A 16,407-nucleotide genomic window follows, 5' to 3' on the forward strand; every position below is an offset into this window, starting at 1 on the left:
GGCGTCACTCCGGAAGCCCGTTCCGGTGGCCGTCTTGAGTCGCATCGCAGGGGTGAATCCGTCCTCCTGGGGTATGACACCGACCCTGAGCCAGGAGGAGCCCCACCCCGCTGGGTCCCGCTTCCGCCACTCGGCGATCACGCAGGGTGACCTGTGCTCTCGGGGGGCCGGGCGCGGGCCCCGGAGGAGGTCTCGGGCGGACGGCGGGCTTCCCGGGCGCCACGGGACCCGAGGGTGGCGGACACCCTGGCGAAGCCTGGCGCGAACCTGGCGCATTGGGCCGTACGGGTGCGGCGACTTTCCGTCATTCCCAACACGGCGTGTCGCCCGGCAGGGATCGGGCGCGGGCGTGGGGGCAGCCCGGCCGGGTGTGCTGACGACCCCTCAAGCAGTCAATAAAATAAGACAACATCGCGCCACTGTTCCGCTGATCGAGGGACGCCCCCGGATAGGGTCGGTAGCCAACGCGGAGCCGCGCGGCACGCCCGGATGGTGGAACGTAGACACGGCGAGCTTAAACCTCGCTGCCCCTCGGGGGCGTGCCGGTTCGAGTCCGGCTCCGGGCACCACACTCTCACAGTGTGTGACCAGGAATAACGGCGCGAGTTCATGTCCCACGCGGGTCGGTGTGGGAACACCATGGGAACACGGTGCCGACTTCCGCTCATCGCATCAGTGCCCCCCCCCGCAAGAACAAGCACGGCGAGATCACGGGCTGCCAGGTGAAGGGGCGGCTCGGCGGCGGCCGGGACTGCTTCCAGGTCTTGGTGCGCTGGAAGGCGATGCCGCGGCGCCGGAGCAGGCACCGTAAGGCCTCACGGCCGATGCGGACGGCCCCCGCCCACTGAGGGGCCAGGTCAGCCACCGCGCCCCCAGCGATCGGGGAGGATGCCACCGCACATCCAACCGTCACGACCAGCAACCCGGCGAGCCTTGCGGGGCAATGCAACTAGTACGGTCGTAAGACCATGAATGCTCTGATCTTGCTGTCCGCTGTGCTTGTCGTTTTCGGCACGCCCACCGCCCTGATTTGGCTGCTGGGGCGGCGAGCGAGAATCCCTGGCTGGATACTGGTTGTGTTCTTGCTGGCCGGGTGGCTGACAGTGGTCATCGGCGGGGCCCTCTCGCAGCGCGCGCAGCCGACCCTGTTCCCCGATACGTCGCCCTGCTACGGCACGGGCGGCACGCCTGTCTCGCAGTATTTCCCGCCCGACTCGTTCTGCCTCCACGCAGATGGGGAGTTGCGGACGGCCAACGGGGCGACTGCCAAGCTCGTGTTCTGGACCGCCGCCGGCACTACCCTCGCGATGGCGATTGCCGCCGTCCTTGCGCGGCGTCGTCGACGAGCTTGATCGCGGTCCGCTGGTCAAAGGCACCCCCGACCTCGACCGTCCCGGGGGTAGCCGGATCGCGCCACACTTCGGGCCGCTGAGGCAGTTCACCATCGCCAACTCGAACCACCCCAACCACACCGTGCGGACCCGGGCCCTGCACGCCTACCTGCGTCGGCGCAACGCCAACGCCCGCCACCGCGACGTCCTGGCGGCCGAACGCACGGTACGTGCCCGCGTCCGAAGTGGGAAAGGCATTCGCTGGGGCGGCCGCCCCCTCGCCACCGCGGCCTGAACGACCCGGCGAACCTGTGCGGTCACAGCACGAACGAGGGACAGCGCGCCCAGCGAGCACCCGCCGCTACGCGTTCGACCAGCCCCGCTCGCAGAGCACGAGCCGGTAGCCGTCCGGGTCCTCGATTGTGACGCCCCACCGGTTCCAGTACGGGTTCGGCGACGCCACCCGCTTGCCGCCGTGCTCCTCCAGCCGGGTGACCAGGTCATCGGGCACCGGTCCCTCGACGTAGATCACCAGCAGGTCCTCCTCGGTGGGACGGGGCTCGACGGGCCGGGAGGGCTCGTGGACCAGCTCCAGATGCCAGTCGGCGTCCGGCCAGCCCACCATGAGCAGGTCGTGCCCACCGGGTTCCGGCTCGCCCTCGGCCCGCCACACCACACCGAGTCCCAGCCCCCGCACCCAGAACCGCTCGGCCACCGCCAGGTCCCGGGAAGGCCGGGCGACCCGGATGTGACTATGACCGTTGACGGGCATGGTGACCTCTTCTGGCGCTGCCGATTCCTGCTCAGCAGCCTAGATATCAGGCTCTCGCGCGGCCATCGGCCGATGGCCCTGGACCACAGGTCCTAGTCCTGTGACCGGAACCCTGCCGGGCGGCGCGAGCCGGTTGACCCGTCCGGCCGCAGCACTACGGGGTCGGCGTTCACGAACGGGCGATCCCGGGCTGATCTGCCACCGGATTCATGGTTGGCCTGGTCGCGGTGCAGCAGCACGGTTCAAGTACGAACGGGATCGGCCAAAGAACCGAGTGATCCCCGTGACTCGCTGTGCCCGAGGGCACGGCGACAGTGGTGCTGTCCATGCTCCGCAAAGCCGGACAGGGCCGCAGGCGGGCCCGGCAGGATTCTGCCGGGCCCATCGTCATCTCCAAGGGGGATGGGGTGCCTGTTCCACGGGAACACGGCTGCGCGCCGACGGCGCAAGATGCGGGAGGATGCTCGCAGGTCAAAGAATCGCCGCAGGCCAGCGGGGGTGACAGCACCGGTTCGAGTCCGGCTCCGGGCACCACGCACCGCACCGAGCGTGACCCGGACGGCCCTGACCGTGACCGAAGAGGTGACAGCGGCCCCGGCCCCGTACACCGGGCGCCGGGCGGCTTCCGGGGGCCGGGGCGGCACGGCTGCCACAAAGATCCTCCCCTGGCACTAGGGTCATCCTTTTGCCTACCCATTACTCTTGTGGCGAGGCCATGCAGTGTGGCCATGGAGGAGTGAGATGAGGAGCAGCAACCCGGTCTTCTCGCGACGGGGGTTCAGCCGCGACAACGGCCACGCGAGCTTCAACGCGGCGCCGCAGGCCGGGGCCGCCGCGGGGACCAACCCGTTCGCGCAGGGCACCGCCGCAAACCCGTACGCCACCAACCCTTACGCACAGGGCACCCAGCCCGGCGCCCCGGCGCCCGCGCGCACCGACGCGATGACCATCGACGACGTGGTGACGCGTACGGCGATGACGCTCGGCACCGTGATCGTGGCCGCTGCCATCGCGTGGTGGGTCATGCCCGTCGACCAGGCGAACCTGGGCAGCGCCTACGGCGTGGCCATCGGCGCCGCGCTCATCGGCTTCGTGCTGTCGCTGGTGAACTCGTTCAAGCGCCGGCCCTCGCCGGCGCTGATCCTGACGTACGCGGCGTTCGAGGGTGTCTTCCTCGGCATCGTCAGCAACATCGTCAGTGTCTACGTCGCTCCCGGCGCCGCGATGCAGGCGGTGCTCGGCACGATGGCGGTCTTCGCCGGTGTGCTGATCGCCTACCGCACCGGTCTGATCCGGGTCACGCGCCGCTTCTACGGCTTCGTGATGGCCGCCGCCATCGGCTTCATGCTGCTGATGATGGTCAACATGCTGTTCGCCGTGTTCGGCGGCGGTGACGGCCTCGGCTTCCGCAGCGGTGCGCTCGGCATCATCTTCGGCATCGTGGCCATCGTGATCGGCGCGTGCATCCTCGCCCTCAACTTCAAGCAGGTCGAGGACGGCATCGCGTACGGCGCTCCGCGCGAGGAGGCCTGGCTGGCGGCCTTCGGCCTCACCGTGACCCTGGTGTGGATCTACATCGAGATGCTGCGCCTGGTCGCGATCCTCAGCGGCGACGACTGACCCACGGCGCAGGACCCGCACCACCCGTAACACCGCGACACCGGAAGGGCCCGCAGGCACGATGCCTGCGGGCCCTTCCGCGTCCGGGGCGGGCGGCTCACAACAGCTTGCGAGCGGCCCGCCTCAGGTCGTGCTCGTGGATGATCGCCTTGGCGTGGCCATAGGCGAGCTCGTGCTCACCGCGCAGCCAGCTGACCTTCTCCTCGAAGCGGATGAGAGAGGGGCCTTCGTCGACGGTCCGGAGCCAGTCGGAGATCTCACGACCGGTGCATTGAGGGATGCGGGCGAGCAGATTGCGATGGGTTTCTTCGGAGAAGACATGCGACATCGGCGCCTCCGACGCAGTGCGCGTAGCTGTTCCTTCCCGACACCGTGCCCGAGCAGACAGCCGTTGGCAACCATGCCGTGAGGGCGCGTAGGGTCGCGGAGTGCTCGATACGACGCCCCTCATCCAGGCCGTGGACCGCTTCGCCGACCGGCTGCGCTCGGCCCCGCAGAGCCGCCTCCGGCGCGGCCTGGCCGCCGAGGCCCTGGCCACCGCCCGCGAACTCGCCGCCCGGGCCCAGCGCCTGGAGAGCCCGGACTGCGGGCCGCGTGAGCTGCCGGACGCCGGGATGTTCGTCGTGGGCGACCAACTCGCCGTCGCCGGGCGGGACCTGGCCGTGGCACTGGAAACGGCCCCGCCCCAGGAGCTGGACGAGGCCGTGCGATACGTCGAGGAAGCGGCGGCGCGGGCTTTCCGCTAGGAAGCGCGAGCCGGCCGGTCAGAACGAGGCGATGACGCGGTCCGCGAGGATGTAGACGTTGTCCTCGCCGCAGGAGAAGGTCAGCGCATAGGCGCCGGAGACGCCCGAGCCGCCCAGCAGGACCGGCTGCCGACCCGCCCGCAGCGCCTCGGAGAGCCGCTCGGCGGTCTCGCGGTGGCCGGGGGTCATACAGAGCGTGGTGCCGTCGGCGAAGACGTACACATCGAGCGTGCCCAGCGGGCCGGGGCGCACATCGGTCAGCTCGGTTGCCAGGTCGGCCAGCTCTTCGAGGCGGCTCACGGTGCGCTCGTGGTCGGTGACCACGGGCGTCTGTACGGGGACGAAGTCCGGGTGCGAGGGGTGGCGGCGGCGGGCCGCGGCCAGCTCGGGGGAGTCCTCGGGGAACTCGGCGATCTCGGGAAGGTCGGTCAGCTCACCGGCCTCGTGCTCCGCGAGGGTGCGCTCGCTGAGCTCGACCAGCTCCTCCATCGCCTCGGCCGCTTCGAGGTCCAGGGACTCCAGACCGGCGAAGTCGGCCTGCCGGGGCAGGTAGTACGGGGCGGTGTCCTCACCGAGGCCCGACAGACCGCCCAGCAGGGACGGGGCGTCGGCGGCGTCACGGGCCTCCTGGGCCGCCCAGAAGGCGCGCGCCTCCGCCAGCTCCCGCTCCCGCTCCTCGGCCAGCGCCTCGGCGACCGCCGCGCGTATCTCCTCGGCGGGGGTGGCCGTACTGCGGCTCTGCGGTGGCACGGAGGCAGCCTGGGCATAGCCGTCGGCCAGCTCGGTACGCAGGGCCGCGACCTGCTTGCGCAGCCCGTGAGCGGCGTGCAGCGCGGCGGCGCCGACGGCCGTGGCAGCGGCGGTGGTCAGCAACAGGGCAAATGACATGGCGCTCACTGACATACTCCCGGTTTCAATCGATACCCCCGACTTCCTACATCAGCTTGGCCTGTCGGGGTACGGGCTGTCAGTGCATTACGTCACGAAATGGACAGGTCTTTCGGTCCGATGTTTAGGTCCAAAATGCTGTGACCTGCGGAAACGGCTCTCCCCCGGGGTGCAGATCACATCCTGGGGGAGATTCGGTCACGGTCGGAGCTCGACGGGGTTCGAAAACCCCGCGACGCGGAAGGTCCAGCCGGGCCTTCCGCGCCCACGAGGCCTCAGCTCAGCCGCTCGTTTTTACGGTCGCGCTGAGCTTCGCCTCCGCTGCGGGCAGGTGCCGCACTCGTACCTCGCGCGACCCCTACCCTCCGCTGCGCCTCAGCTCAGCCGCTCGTGCTTGCGGTCGCGCTGAGCTTCGCCTCCGCTGCGGGCAGGTGCCGCACTCGTACCTCGCGCGACCCCTACCCTCCGCTGCGCCTCAGCTCAGCCGCTCGATCACCATCGCCATGCCCTGGCCGCCGCCCACGCACATCGTCTCCAGGCCGAACTGCTTGTCGTGGAACTGGAGGCTGTTGATCAGCGTGCCGGTGATGCGGGCGCCGGTCATGCCGAAGGGGTGGCCGACCGCGATCGCGCCGCCGTTGACGTTGACCTTCTCCAGCGGCAGGCCGAGGTCCCGGTAGGACGGGATGACCTGGGCGGCGAAGGCCTCGTTGATCTCCGCGAGGTCGATGTCGCCGATGGTCAGGCCCGCCCGCTTCAGCGCCTGCTTGCTGGCCTCGACCGGGCCGTAGCCCATGATCTCGGGGGAGAGGCCGGAGACACCGGTGGAGACGATCCGGGCCAGCGGGGTCAGACCCAGCTCGCGCGCCTTCGTGTCGGACATGATCACCAGGGCGGCCGCGCCGTCGTTGAGCGGGCAGCAGTTGCCCGCGGTGACCAGGCCGTCGGGGCGGAAGACCGGCTTCAGGCCCTGCACGCCCTCCAGCGTGACCCCCGCGCGCGGGCCGTCGTCCTTGGAGACGACCGTGCCGTCGGGGGTGGTGACCGGGGTGATCTCCCGCGCCCAGAAGCCGTTCTTCAGGGCTTCCTCGGCGAGGTTCTGCGACCGTACGCCGAACTCGTCCATGTCCTGGCGGGTGACGCCCTTGGACCGGGCCAGGTTCTCGGCCGTCTGCCCCATCGAGATGTACGCGTCCGGGACCAGGCCGTCCTCGCGCGGGTCGTGCCAGTCCGCGCCGGACTCCTCGGCGCGGGCCGCGGTACGGGCCTCGGCCTCGGCGAACAGCGGGTTGTGCGTGTCCGGCAGGCTGTCGGAGTTGCCCTTGGTGAAGCGGGACACCATCTCGACACCGGCCGAGATGAAGACATCGCCCTCGCCCGCCTTGATCGCGTGCAGCGCCATCCGGCTGGTCTGGAGCGAGGAGGAGCAGTAGCGGGTGACCGTGCAGCCGGGAAGGTGGTCCATCCCCATCTGCACGGCGATGATGCGGCCCAGGTTGTTGCCCTGCTCGCCGCCGGGCAGACCGCAGCCCAGCATCAGGTCGTCGATGTCCTTCGGGTCCAGCTCGGGAACCTTGGCCAGCGCGGTCTGGATGATCGTGGCGGTCAGGTCGTCCGCGCGCAGGTCCTTCAGGGACCCCTTGAAGGCGCGGCCGATCGGCGAACGGGCGGCAGAGACGATCACGGCTTCGGGCATCACGCGGCTCCATGAGGGCTGGAAGGCTGTGTGGACAGGCAGAACTCCTCTGGAAGTTACCCGGACGTATCGCCGGGGTCACCCGGCAGGCCGTGTGATGCGGAACTCTTTTCTAAGCGCTTGCTCAGGCACGCCTCCCGTGGATGGCGGCCGCCGCTACGCGTGCCCGTGGGCGGCGTCCGGGTGCGGGTGCGGGATGGGCTCGGTGGAGGAGGGCAGGCGCCGCCGCCTGCGGTGCTTGAGGAGAGCCCAGGGCGCCCGGGCCCCCGTGACCTCCGTACCGGCCTCCCGGGCCGCCTGGGAGGCCGCCTTCGCCACCGGGAGGATGTCCTCGCGCCGCGCACCGTCCAGCCGGTCGCTCTCCGGCCACAGGCCCAGCACCGCGCAGAGCGTGGGCAGGACCGCCATGGCCGCCGTGGCGTACCCCTCGGCCGACGGGTGGTAGTTGTCCGGGCCGAACAGCTCGCGCGGGTTCGCCGCGAACTCCGGGCCCAGCAGATCCCCCAGCGACACCGTGCGCCCGCCCTGTTCCACCGCCCCGATCGTCTGCGCGGCCGCCAGCTGCCGGCTCACCCGCCGGGCCAGCCAGCGCAGCGGCTGGTAGACCGGCTCGATCGTGCCCAGGTCCGGACAGGTCCCGACGACCACCTCGGCCCCCGCCGTCCGCAGTCTGCGCACCGCCGTCGTCAGACAGCGCACCGACTGGGTGGCGGGCATCCGGTGGGTGACGTCGTTCGCCCCGATCATGATCACGCAGACGTCCGGGGTGCGCGCCGGGTCCGCGAGCAGCAGCGAGACCTGCCGCTCCAGATCGTCCGACCGGGCCCCCGGCAGGGCCACGTTCCGCAGGTCCACCGGCCGCTCGGCGACCGCCGCGAGCCCCGAGGCGAGCAGCGCCCCCGGGGTCTGCCCGGCCCGCCGCACCCCCTGGCCCGCCGCCGTCGAATCCCCGAGCATCCCGAGCCGCAGGGGATCGGACGGACCGGCGAACGCCACCCCGTAGCGCCCGTCCGCACTCGGCGGAACCGGAGCCGTCCCGCCCCCCACCTGCCTCTTCGCGAGCTGGACCTCCGCCAGGAACACGCCCACGGCCGCCGCACCGATCAGCCCGATGCTGCCACCGCCGTAAGCCGCGCCCGCCGCGATCCGCCGTGCCACCCTTGCTCTCGACACAGTCCGGTCCACCTTCTCCTCGCCGTACAGCCGTACACCTACCTACCTGCCCCGCGAGGACCTCCGTGTACTCCTTCCCGTACGCAGAGTCCTCCCCGTACGCATACTCTGGGCCGGACCATCTCGGAGATCCCGGAGTACACGGTGCAATTCCACGATTCGATGATCAGTCTTGTCGGCAACACCCCGCTGGTGAGGCTGCGCAACGTCACGGCAGGTATCCAGGCGACCGTCCTGGCCAAGGTCGAGTACTTCAACCCCGGCGGGTCCGTGAAGGACCGCATCGCGCTGCGCATGATCGAGGCGGCCGAGCAGAGCGGGGAGCTGAAGCCCGGCGGCACGATCGTCGAGCCGACCAGCGGCAACACCGGCGTCGGCCTCGCCATCGTCGCGCAGCAGAAGGGCTACAAGTGCATCTTCGTCTGCCCGGACAAGGTGTCCACGGACAAGATCAACGTGCTGCGCGCGTACGGCGCCGAGGTCGTCGTCTGCCCCACGGCCGTTGACCCCGAGCACCCCGATTCCTACTACAACGTCTCCGACCGGCTGGTCACCGAGACGCCGGGCGCCTGGAAGCCGGACCAGTACTCCAACCCGAACAACCCGCGCTCGCACTACGAGACCACCGGTCCCGAACTGTGGGAGCAGACCGAGGGGAAGATCACCCACTTCGTCGCGGGCGTCGGCACCGGCGGCACGATCAGCGGCACCGGGCGCTACCTCAAGGAGATCAGCGACGGCGCGGTCCAGGTCATCGGCGCGGACCCGGAGGGCTCGGTCTACTCCGGCGGCTCCGGTCGGCCGTATCTGGTCGAGGGCGTCGGCGAGGACTTCTGGCCGAGCGCCTACGACCGGAACGTCACCGACGAGATCGTCGCGGTGTCCGACAAGGACTCCTTCCAGATGACTCGCCGGCTCGCCAAGGAGGAGGGGCTGCTCGTCGGCGGCTCCTGCGGCATGGCGGTCGTCGGCGCCCTGGAGGTCGCCAAGCGGCTCGGCCCCGATGACGTCGTCGTGGTGCTGCTCCCCGACAGCGGCCGCGGCTACCTGAGCAAGATCTTCAACGACGAGTGGATGGCCGACTACGGCTTCCTGGAGGACTCCGGCGCCTCCGCCAACGTGGGCGCGGTCCTGGACTTCAAGGAGGGCCCGATGCCCTCCCTCGTCCACATGCACCCGGAGGAGACGGTCGGCGAGGCCATCGAGGTGCTGCGTGAGTACGGCGTCTCCCAGATGCCGATCGTGAAGCCGGGCGCCGGGCACCCGGACGTGATGGCCGCCGAGGTCATCGGCTCCGTCGTGGAACGGCAGCTGCTGGACGCGCTGTTCACCCAGCGCGCCTCGCTGACCGACCCGCTGGAGAAGCACATGTCGGCCCCGCTGCCGCAGGTCGGCTCCGGCGAACCGGTCGAGGACCTGATGGCCGTGCTCAGCGGCACCGACGGCGCGGACGCGGCGATCGTGCTCGTCGAGGGCAAGCCCAAGGGTGTGGTGAGCCGCCAGGACCTGCTGGCGTTCCTCGCCAAGGACGCGGGCACGACGAAGGTCTGACGGGTCGGCAGGGCGCTTCCGGCCCGGCGTGACGGAGGCCGGAAGGAGCGTGACGGGGTCCGGCGGCAGGGCTTCGCGAAAACGGTACGAGCGTGTCACGTTCGCGCAGCACCCGCTTAACACCGCTCCGGCACATTGGTGGGTGTCGGCAGGGAAACCCGCCGGCACCCAGAACGGCGACACCGGACTACGGAGCGGCTCCCGGACCTCCACCGTCGCCCGGACGCGGGTATCCGGCCCTGACTCGGACCGCGTCCCTCGCGGGGACCGCCGTCGTCCCGCCCCCCGGGCAACCGGGGGTGCGGCGGCCCCGCGACATACTCCGGTGCGGCCGGGCTCCTTCGAGGGCCCGGCCGCACGGTCATGCCGCGCGACACCATCCGGGCCCAGGCCTTCCAGCGCTCGGACCTTCCAGCGCTCAGCCCTTTCGGCGCTCCCTCAGCCGCTCAGTCCTTCCAGTCGGATATCGCGCGCTCGTCCCGGCGGCGGAACAGCTGTCCGTTCCGTGACGCCTGGAACGCGTTGACCCCGACGATGCCGAGCCAGGCCACGACCAGTCCCTCGATCCCGGCGTTCGCCACACCGATCGCGGACAGGGGGACGGCCAGGACCAGCGAGACGATCGCCAGTCCATGCCGCTCCCCGAAGCTCCCCGGCTCCGTCGGCCGCGCGCCCCGGGCCACGGTGCCCTGCTGCTCGGCCAGCTGCCTGCGGACCTGGCGGTCGAGCGTGGTGTCGAGGCGCTGCTCGACCTTCTCCAGGAACGAGTCGATGAGCGCGGCCTCATACTCCGCTCCCAGCTCGCCACGGGCATGGAGCGTGGCGGAGAGCTCCTTCTTGAGTTCCTGGTCGCGGGCTTCCATGCCGAACACGGTACGGAACCCCGGGCCCCGTGACAGTGGGGATAGCCCCCGAATCCTGTGGGGCTATCCCCCCTCCAGAGGGTGCATGGCCCCTGGAGGGGCATGGAGGACAAGCGAGGGGCGGTCAGCGGAACTGGGAGGCCCGTCGGCGCCGGGAAGGTGCCGTCACGTCGGGTACGAGTCCGGCGCCCGCACCCGGTACCTCGCGCCAGGCGCGGACCTTGGCAGCGACCCCGGCCAGACGAGCATCCCCCGGAGGTACGTTCAGGTAGAACAGCCCCTCGTACGGGTGGCGATCGTCGCCACCCCAGCGGACGACGCCCTCGGCGTCGGCGAGGATGTCGCGGATCGTCAGCTCCTGTCGGGAGGTGAAACCGCCCCGTACTCCGGGCGGGTAGGAGTCCGGGCGGACGACGACGGCAGTTCCCGAGGCCCGGTTCGACTCGGGGAGCCGGCTGTCGCGTATCGACGACGGGGCCGTCCACCCCGCGAGCGGGTTCGGTTCGCCGCGCAGCCCCAGAGCCTCGACCTCGTAGTGGAATCGGCGGATCACATGGGCCAGGACCGATTCGACGTCTCCCGTGCGAACCGGGACGCTCAGCGGGGTGCCCTCCACGTGACGTGTGGCGATGTCGCCCTCGTCGTCGGTGGCCTTCTCCATCTCCCACCCGTTGGCGGACGCCCGGTCGGTCAGGATGCGGCGGCGCCGCGCTTCCACCCGGCGCAAGGCTGCTTTGAGCTCGTCGTTCCTGAGGGGCCGCGGCGCGGCCGCAGCCGGTGTCGCGAGGAGGGTGGAGGAGGTGATGCCGACGGCGGCGACGCCCGCCGCGGTGATGAGAGCGGTTCTGCGGGACATGTCGGTGAGGCTCAACAGTCAGCCTTTCTTCCGCGACGCAGTGCGTTGCATGTGGTGGAGAACGACGGAGGCGACGGCGCCGAGAAGCGCCGGCAGTGTCAGGACGACGACGATCGGGTTGATGTATTCGGGGATGAGGACGGGGTGGTCGCGACCGTTCGATGCCTCGCGGACGAGCCGCAGTGGGAGGAAGTCCCCTCTGCGGCCGACGAGGGACGGCACCCCTTCGGGACGTTGCCGCCCGCACTCCTGGGCCTGCTTCTGGTCCTCAAGGAAAAGGGCGTGGAGGAGTCCCCGCAGAAGGACGTGGAGAAGTCCCCACAGGTAGAGGTCGATTCCCGCAGCGATCGCTGCCGGCGCCGCGTCCCGCCCGGCACGGACAGGCGTGCAGCGCGGACGGTCCGCGGCGCGAGCCGTGAGCACAGGTGGACCGTGATGCTCGCGAGCGTTGCGATTCCCACGTAGAGGACGGCCATCAGGGTTCCGGGGTCGTGTCCTCGCCAGGGGGCGGAGGCGATGACCATGGTCTGTCAGGCTTCACGAACGATGCGGTTGTACTTCTCGAAGATGGCGTACAGCGGCATCCTCTGCCGCGCGTGTGCCTCGGTTTCCGTGCCCCTGCCCGGGTACCGGCGGAGGACCTCGAAGGTCTCCGCTTCGGTGTAGTCGAGGGAGGGGCGGCGGACCGGGGCCTCCTCCTCGACGTCGCCCTTCTTCCCATCGGCTGCCCACATGTGAAGGTGCGGCACGGTGGTCAGGTTGAACACCTCGTCCTGATTGACCTTCTGCCACATGGCCCAACGATCGCTGTCCGCGGCGGAATCCAGGATCTGGCCGTCCAGAAGCCCCGCACGGATCGAGTTGTTGCGCGACAGGATGCACGTGCGGCCCGAGATCCTGGCGACTCCCGTGCTGCTGTCGACCATCCTGGTGACCCCGGGCAGGTCCTTGCCCCAGTCCGGTAGGACACCGGTGTGGTGGAGCACGACACCTGCGTCTTCCGTCACGTCCTTGTAGCTGTAGTGGCAGAGCTCCCAGAAGGCCGACGTCTGGACAAGGGCCTTGCGCATGCGGTGGCTACGGGACGCCGAGGTGATCGCGGCGTCATGCGCCATGATCCTTTCAAGGCACTCCCGGAGGGTGTACAGGCGCTCAGTGCCGTCTGGCCTGCCGATCGACTGCATGTATTCCTCCACCTCCTTCAACAGGGCCGACCAGGAATCCAGGTCGAATCCGGTGTCCAGCTTCTGGGAGGGAGGCGGGTAGAAGTCGCCCTGGCCGGTGTCCCGGCCCGAGGCGATGTTGTTGTCGATCTCGATCAGGCCGTCGCCCGAACCGATTGTCTTGGTCACGATCTGGTCGAAGGCCCAGTTCTCGGGCATGGCATAGCCGAGGTTGCCGGAGAATCCGGAGGACATGTCCGATACGAAGCTGGCGTCCGCGTACCCCTTTCCGGAGATACGGGAGCATGCGTTGCGCGGACCGTAGACCCCGATCTTGTACGGGCTGCCCAGCCTGTCCATCTGCTCCTTGACGCTCCGGAAGTACGGCAGAATGTACGCCGTCACGTCTTCGTCCACCGCGTCGTAGTCGACGGCGAAGTAGATACGCGCCCCGGGTTTGAACCCATGTTCCTCGGCCTTGAACGCTGCGGTCAGACAGTCCGTGACGCCCTGCGCGACGCTGTAGTAGTCGACCGAGCGCGCCCACGTCTGGTAGATCGGGAAGCAGCGGAGCCCGAACTCCTTGATGGTCGCGAGCTCCCCCGGCTGAATTTCCTTCTCGGGGAGGGACGTCGTCGAGGGGTTGTACAGGTAACGGCCGACGTACTTGTATCCGGCTGCCTTCAGAGTCTGCGCGCGGGCAGGCGTGATCTTCGTGATGCCGTCGCACGACTCGCCCTGACGGGTCTGATCCCCGTAGGAGACCAGGAGGGAGGCCCATGTCGGGTAGTCGCCCCGCCCGTTGGCGGCGATCCGCAGGAACGTCTGGAAGGCGCTGACGTCACTGGCCAGCGCGGAGGTGAACGAGCTGGAGAAGGACACCGGACGCTCGTTGAGCACCATGGCGGCTGTGAACAGCCGCACCCACACGCCGGAGGACCCGGTCGACACAGTGTGACTTTTCAAGCCGGCTCGGGTTCCGGGACCGAACGCGCCGTTCGCGACGCCGTCGGCCATGCCCAGTTCGTACTGGATCGCCAGGAGCATCGACCTGGCGACGTCGCGGGAGTGCTGACCGTCACAAGGGATGACGTAGAAGTCCTTGCGTTGGATGTATCGGCCGTTCAGCCACTGCTGGATGGAACGAACGGTGGCCGAGCCGTCATTGACGGTGACGTAGGCGTCCATATTGAACAGGCCCTTGACCGCCTTCGGCCACAGAGCACTGCCGGGATAGGTGACACCGATGCCCATGTCGCTGTTCAGCTTCGTTACCGCAGCTTTGACCCGGGAGCTGTATATTCCGTCGATGTCACCGCCGTCGTAACCTTTGCAGTAGAGGGCGGATTGGATGATCCGGCAGAACTTTGCCGACGGGATCGTCGTCTCGTCGAGTTTTCCGTATTTCTCCCGAAGTGCTGACAGGGTGCCGGGGCCGAAGTTGTTCGACAGGGCGCTGATGCCCATCTCGTACTGCAAGGCGCGGGTGAGGGCGTACATGACAGTCCAGCCAGTACGGCCATTCTCCTCAAGCTTGGCTATGCCGAGAGTTGACCCGTTCCCGTAGGTGGTATTGATGAATCTCTGGGCGCGAAGCACCATTTCGTCGGTCATTTGATTCCTTGTGCGTAAGTGGAGCAGGTTCCAGCAGGAAAAGGTTCCCTCATCGACACGCCACGGCTTGCTCAGCCGGTTCGGGTGCAGCGAAAATTTCATGTGCGGAGCGGAGTCGGGGCCACCGTCGCGAATGTTCCAGCCTATTCGCGAGCGGATTGCGCTCGCGGGCCTCATGTTTTCGGCGTTCTCTGAAATATTTTCCGTCCGGTTGACGCTGCCAGCGTAGTTGGATCAATCAGTGGCCGGAGGTGATGTTCCCGCCATGTTATTGGCGCAAACTGGCTGGCAACCCGGGGGGTATTCTTAGTTCTTTTCCGCCGGTGTATGTGCTGTGAACGGGGTTCCTTGTCCGTCGGTGACAGACGGAATGCCTCGTATCGTCGGGGGCGCCTGGCGTGGATCGCGACGGGCTCCCTGGTATCCGTCGGCACCGCCCACGCATCCAACCCCTCCCTGCTCGCCCTGTTCCGCTCCCGACCCGCTCCGCCCCTGCATATGGACATACAGCGACGTTCCTGGCTGAATAGAACAGTCGGCGCCGGTCGTGGCGCGATGGACTCAGCAAGGGGACACCATGAGCGGGAGCAGCCCCGCCGCACGGTTGCAGCGGCTCTTCGAGGGCCACCGGCTCACGCCCACCCAGCGGCGCATCGCGCACTGCATGGTCCGCCGGGCCGCCGACGCGCCGTTCCTGTCCAGCGTCGAACTGGCCGAGCTGGCGGGGGTCAGCCAGCCCTCCGTCACCCGCTTCGCCGTCGCGCTCGGCTTCGACGGCTACCCGGCGCTGCGCAGGCACCTGCGCGAGGTCGCCCCCGCCGACGCGGAGCCGGAGGACGCGGGAGACACGTACAACGAGTACCAGCAGGCCGTCCGCGCCGAGATCGAGAACCTCCAGCACTTGTCCGACCTGCTCGCCGACCCCGCCCCCGTCGAGCGGGCGGGCCGACTGCTGGCAGGGTCGCGGCCGCTGCCGGTGCTGGGGCTGCGCGCCGCCTCCTCACAGGCCCGCGGGTTCGGGTACTTCGCCGCCAAGGTGCACCCCGACGTCCGGGTGCTCGACGAGGGCGGCAGCATGCTGCTCGACCGGATCGACTCCGCCCGGCGGGCCGGGGCAACCGCCCTGATGTGCTTCGCGCTGCCTCGCCACCCCAAGGAGAGCGTGGACGCGCTGGCGTACGCCAAGGACCAGGGGCTGGCCGTCGTGACGGTTGCCGATTCGGCCTTCGCGCCCGTCGCCAAGCACAGCGATCTGCTGCTTCCGGCGGCCATCGGCTCCGGGCTCTCCTTCGACACCGTCTGCGCCCCGATGCTGCTGGGGCGGGTGCTGCTGGAGGCGATCTGCGACGAACTCCCCGAGGCCCAGGCGCGGCTTGAGGAGTTCGACGTACGGGCGGCGGCCCGCGGCCTGTTCGTGGAGTGAGCGGCCCCGCGACGGGCCCCTGCGCCGATGCCCAGGCCTTCCTTTCTCAGGCATTCCTCATGTACGGCCGCTAACCTCCGCGCCCGGAACGACCGGCACAGGGCCGTCCGGCAGGCAGGGAGCGAGAGGGGTACGCAGGTGGCGCGCGGAGGACAGTCGCTGGCGAGAGTGGCCGTGGCCGTACGGGCCGGGGCGGCGCCGCTGTGGTGGTCGGGTCTGGTGGCCGCGGCGGCGGGAGCGTTCGTACCAGGGCTGACCGGGCGCCGGATCGGGCTGCTGGCCGGGGCCGCGCTCTTCCTGATCACCGCGGCCGTGGTGGTCGTGGCGCGCGGCGGGCGGTACGCGGAACTGGCGCGGGGTGCCTCCCGGGCCGGGCGCGGCGACTTCCTCCAGGACCGGGCTGTGACCGTACGGGCCTGGCGGCGCGGGCGCCGGTGGTGGCTGCTTGCCGCGTTCGTCGCGGCGGTGGCGTCCTCGTTCGCGCTGCCGGGGGCCGGCGGACTGCTGCTCGCGGGCGCGGGCGCGGGCCTCTGGCTGAAGGCCGTACGGATCGGGCAGCGGGAACGCGGCGAGGACGTCCTGTACTGGGTGCGCACCGACTGGGCCGGGCACGGCAGCCCGGTCGGCAAGCGGGTCAGGGCGCACCGGACGACGGGCCCGGAGGCGGGGGACGCCGCGCCGGGCGGGGCGCGGCGTCGCCGCCGGTGACTC

The 16,407-nt window shown here is 69.7% G+C and carries 15 protein-coding genes, 1 tRNA gene and 1 pseudogene; 9 read left to right on the top strand and 8 right to left on the bottom strand.

Translation table 11 applies throughout. The features are described from left to right. Window positions 1–483 precede the first annotated feature (483 nt). The 3 genes and pseudogenes from ACZ5WC_RS17535 to ACZ5WC_RS17545 all read left to right on the top strand — a co-directional run. Window positions 484–569: transfer RNA gene (locus tag ACZ5WC_RS17535), tRNA-Leu, on the top strand. A gap of 399 nt (window positions 570–968) precedes the next feature. Continuing rightward, a complete protein-coding gene (locus ACZ5WC_RS17540) occupies window positions 969–1,352 on the top strand; it encodes a hypothetical protein (RefSeq protein WP_468541610.1) in 384 nt (127 codons plus the stop codon). A gap of 55 nt (window positions 1,353–1,407) precedes the next feature. Beyond that, window positions 1,408–1,626, top strand: a pseudogene (locus ACZ5WC_RS17545) (IS630 family transposase); the annotation flags it as partial. Window positions 1,627–1,692: 66 nt separating this feature from the next. Here ACZ5WC_RS17545 and ACZ5WC_RS17550 read toward each other — a convergent pair. Then, window positions 1,693–2,103 carry a VOC family protein gene (locus tag ACZ5WC_RS17550; protein ID WP_468541611.1) on the bottom strand — a complete coding sequence of 137 codons (411 nt, stop codon included), beginning with the start codon at window positions 2,101–2,103 and terminating at the stop codon, window positions 1,693–1,695. A gap of 741 nt (window positions 2,104–2,844) precedes the next feature. Between ACZ5WC_RS17550 and ACZ5WC_RS17555 the strand changes: the two genes are divergently transcribed. After that, the gene (locus ACZ5WC_RS17555; protein WP_468541612.1) at window positions 2,845–3,723 is read left to right on the top strand and encodes a Bax inhibitor-1/YccA family protein; all 879 of its coding nucleotides are present in this window, start codon (window positions 2,845–2,847) and stop codon (window positions 3,721–3,723) included. Between the two features lie 97 nt (window positions 3,724–3,820). Here the strand turns inward: ACZ5WC_RS17555 and ACZ5WC_RS17560 are convergent, their stop codons facing one another. Further along, the gene (locus ACZ5WC_RS17560) at window positions 3,821–4,051 is read right to left on the bottom strand and encodes a DUF4287 domain-containing protein (protein ID WP_096627009.1); all 231 of its coding nucleotides are present in this window, start codon (window positions 4,049–4,051) and stop codon (window positions 3,821–3,823) included. 100 nt (window positions 4,052–4,151) lie between these two features. Here ACZ5WC_RS17560 and ACZ5WC_RS17565 point away from each other — a divergent pair, with 100 nt between their 5' ends. Beyond that, window positions 4,152–4,469 (top strand): hypothetical protein, encoded by a 318-nt coding sequence (locus ACZ5WC_RS17565; protein WP_468541613.1) that lies wholly within the window; start codon window positions 4,152–4,154, stop codon window positions 4,467–4,469. Between the two features lie 18 nt (window positions 4,470–4,487). Here ACZ5WC_RS17565 and ACZ5WC_RS17570 read toward each other — a convergent pair whose 3' ends face one another. The 3 genes from ACZ5WC_RS17570 to ACZ5WC_RS17580 form a co-directional block, all read right to left on the bottom strand. Beyond that, on the bottom strand, window positions 4,488–5,342 hold the full coding sequence (locus tag ACZ5WC_RS17570) for a hypothetical protein (RefSeq protein ID WP_468541695.1): 855 nt from the start codon (window positions 5,340–5,342) through the stop codon (window positions 4,488–4,490). A gap of 490 nt (window positions 5,343–5,832) precedes the next feature. Continuing rightward, window positions 5,833–7,053 (bottom strand): acetyl-CoA C-acetyltransferase, encoded by a 1,221-nt coding sequence (locus ACZ5WC_RS17575; RefSeq protein WP_468541614.1) that lies wholly within the window; start codon window positions 7,051–7,053, stop codon window positions 5,833–5,835. A 156-nt stretch (window positions 7,054–7,209) separates the two neighbouring features. Further along, window positions 7,210–8,211, bottom strand: coding sequence for an SGNH/GDSL hydrolase family protein (locus ACZ5WC_RS17580; protein WP_096627013.1), 1,002 nt, complete (start codon window positions 8,209–8,211; stop codon window positions 7,210–7,212). Window positions 8,212–8,370: 159 nt separating this feature from the next. On the opposite strand from ACZ5WC_RS17580, the gene ACZ5WC_RS17585 reads away from it, so the two are divergent. Continuing rightward, window positions 8,371–9,777: a cystathionine beta-synthase gene (locus tag ACZ5WC_RS17585; RefSeq protein ID WP_468541615.1), complete on the top strand. Its 1,407-nt coding sequence runs from the start codon at window positions 8,371–8,373 to the stop codon at window positions 9,775–9,777. Window positions 9,778–10,223: 446 nt separating this feature from the next. On the opposite strand, the gene ACZ5WC_RS17590 is transcribed toward ACZ5WC_RS17585, so the two are convergent. Both ACZ5WC_RS17590 and ACZ5WC_RS17595 read right to left on the bottom strand, forming a co-directional pair. Then, entirely contained in the window at window positions 10,224–10,640 is a 417-nt protein-coding gene (locus ACZ5WC_RS17590; protein WP_468541616.1) for a hypothetical protein, read from the bottom strand. 124 nt (window positions 10,641–10,764) lie between these two features. Continuing rightward, entirely contained in the window at window positions 10,765–11,496 is a 732-nt protein-coding gene (locus ACZ5WC_RS17595; RefSeq protein ID WP_468541617.1) for a hypothetical protein, read from the bottom strand. 51 nt (window positions 11,497–11,547) lie between these two features. On the opposite strand from ACZ5WC_RS17595, the gene ACZ5WC_RS17600 reads away from it, so the two are divergent. Beyond that, a complete protein-coding gene (locus tag ACZ5WC_RS17600; RefSeq protein WP_468541618.1) occupies window positions 11,548–11,961 on the top strand; it encodes a hypothetical protein in 414 nt (137 codons plus the stop codon). 65 nt (window positions 11,962–12,026) lie between these two features. On the opposite strand, the gene ACZ5WC_RS17605 is transcribed toward ACZ5WC_RS17600, so the two are convergent. Beyond that, window positions 12,027–14,273, bottom strand: coding sequence for a glycoside hydrolase domain-containing protein (locus tag ACZ5WC_RS17605; RefSeq protein ID WP_468541619.1), 2,247 nt, complete (start codon window positions 14,271–14,273; stop codon window positions 12,027–12,029). Window positions 14,274–14,850: 577 nt separating this feature from the next. On the opposite strand from ACZ5WC_RS17605, the gene ACZ5WC_RS17610 reads away from it, so the two are divergent. Beyond that, entirely contained in the window at window positions 14,851–15,696 is an 846-nt protein-coding gene (locus ACZ5WC_RS17610; protein ID WP_468541620.1) for a MurR/RpiR family transcriptional regulator, read from the top strand. A 168-nt stretch (window positions 15,697–15,864) separates the two neighbouring features. Continuing rightward, window positions 15,865–16,404, top strand: coding sequence for a hypothetical protein (locus ACZ5WC_RS17615; RefSeq protein WP_468541696.1), 540 nt, complete (start codon window positions 15,865–15,867; stop codon window positions 16,402–16,404). The last annotated feature ends 3 nt before the right edge of the window (window positions 16,405–16,407 follow it).

It is taken from the genome of Streptomyces sp. NPDC033165 (genome assembly GCF_055577965.1).

What these genes read in the sequence shown, in the direction of transcription:
- ACZ5WC_RS17540 (WP_468541610.1), top strand. Translation starts at nt 969, where the DNA reads ATGAATGCTCTGATCTTGCTGTCCGCTGTGCTTGTCGTTTTCGGCACG.
- ACZ5WC_RS17550 (WP_468541611.1), bottom strand. Translation starts at nt 2,103, where the DNA reads ATGCCCGTCAACGGTCATAGTCACATCCGGGTCGCCCGGCCTTCCCGG.
- ACZ5WC_RS17555 (WP_468541612.1), top strand. Translation starts at nt 2,845, where the DNA reads ATGAGGAGCAGCAACCCGGTCTTCTCGCGACGGGGGTTCAGCCGCGAC.
- ACZ5WC_RS17560 (WP_096627009.1), bottom strand. Translation starts at nt 4,051, where the DNA reads ATGTCGCATGTCTTCTCCGAAGAAACCCATCGCAATCTGCTCGCCCGC.
- ACZ5WC_RS17575 (WP_468541614.1), bottom strand. Translation starts at nt 7,053, where the DNA reads ATGCCCGAAGCCGTGATCGTCTCTGCCGCCCGTTCGCCGATCGGCCGC.
- ACZ5WC_RS17590 (WP_468541616.1), bottom strand. Translation starts at nt 10,640, where the DNA reads ATGGAAGCCCGCGACCAGGAACTCAAGAAGGAGCTCTCCGCCACGCTC.
- ACZ5WC_RS17595 (WP_468541617.1), bottom strand. Translation starts at nt 11,496, where the DNA reads ATGTCCCGCAGAACCGCTCTCATCACCGCGGCGGGCGTCGCCGCCGTC.
- ACZ5WC_RS17605 (WP_468541619.1), bottom strand. Translation starts at nt 14,273, where the DNA reads ATGACCGACGAAATGGTGCTTCGCGCCCAGAGATTCATCAATACCACC.
- ACZ5WC_RS17610 (WP_468541620.1), top strand. Translation starts at nt 14,851, where the DNA reads ATGAGCGGGAGCAGCCCCGCCGCACGGTTGCAGCGGCTCTTCGAGGGC.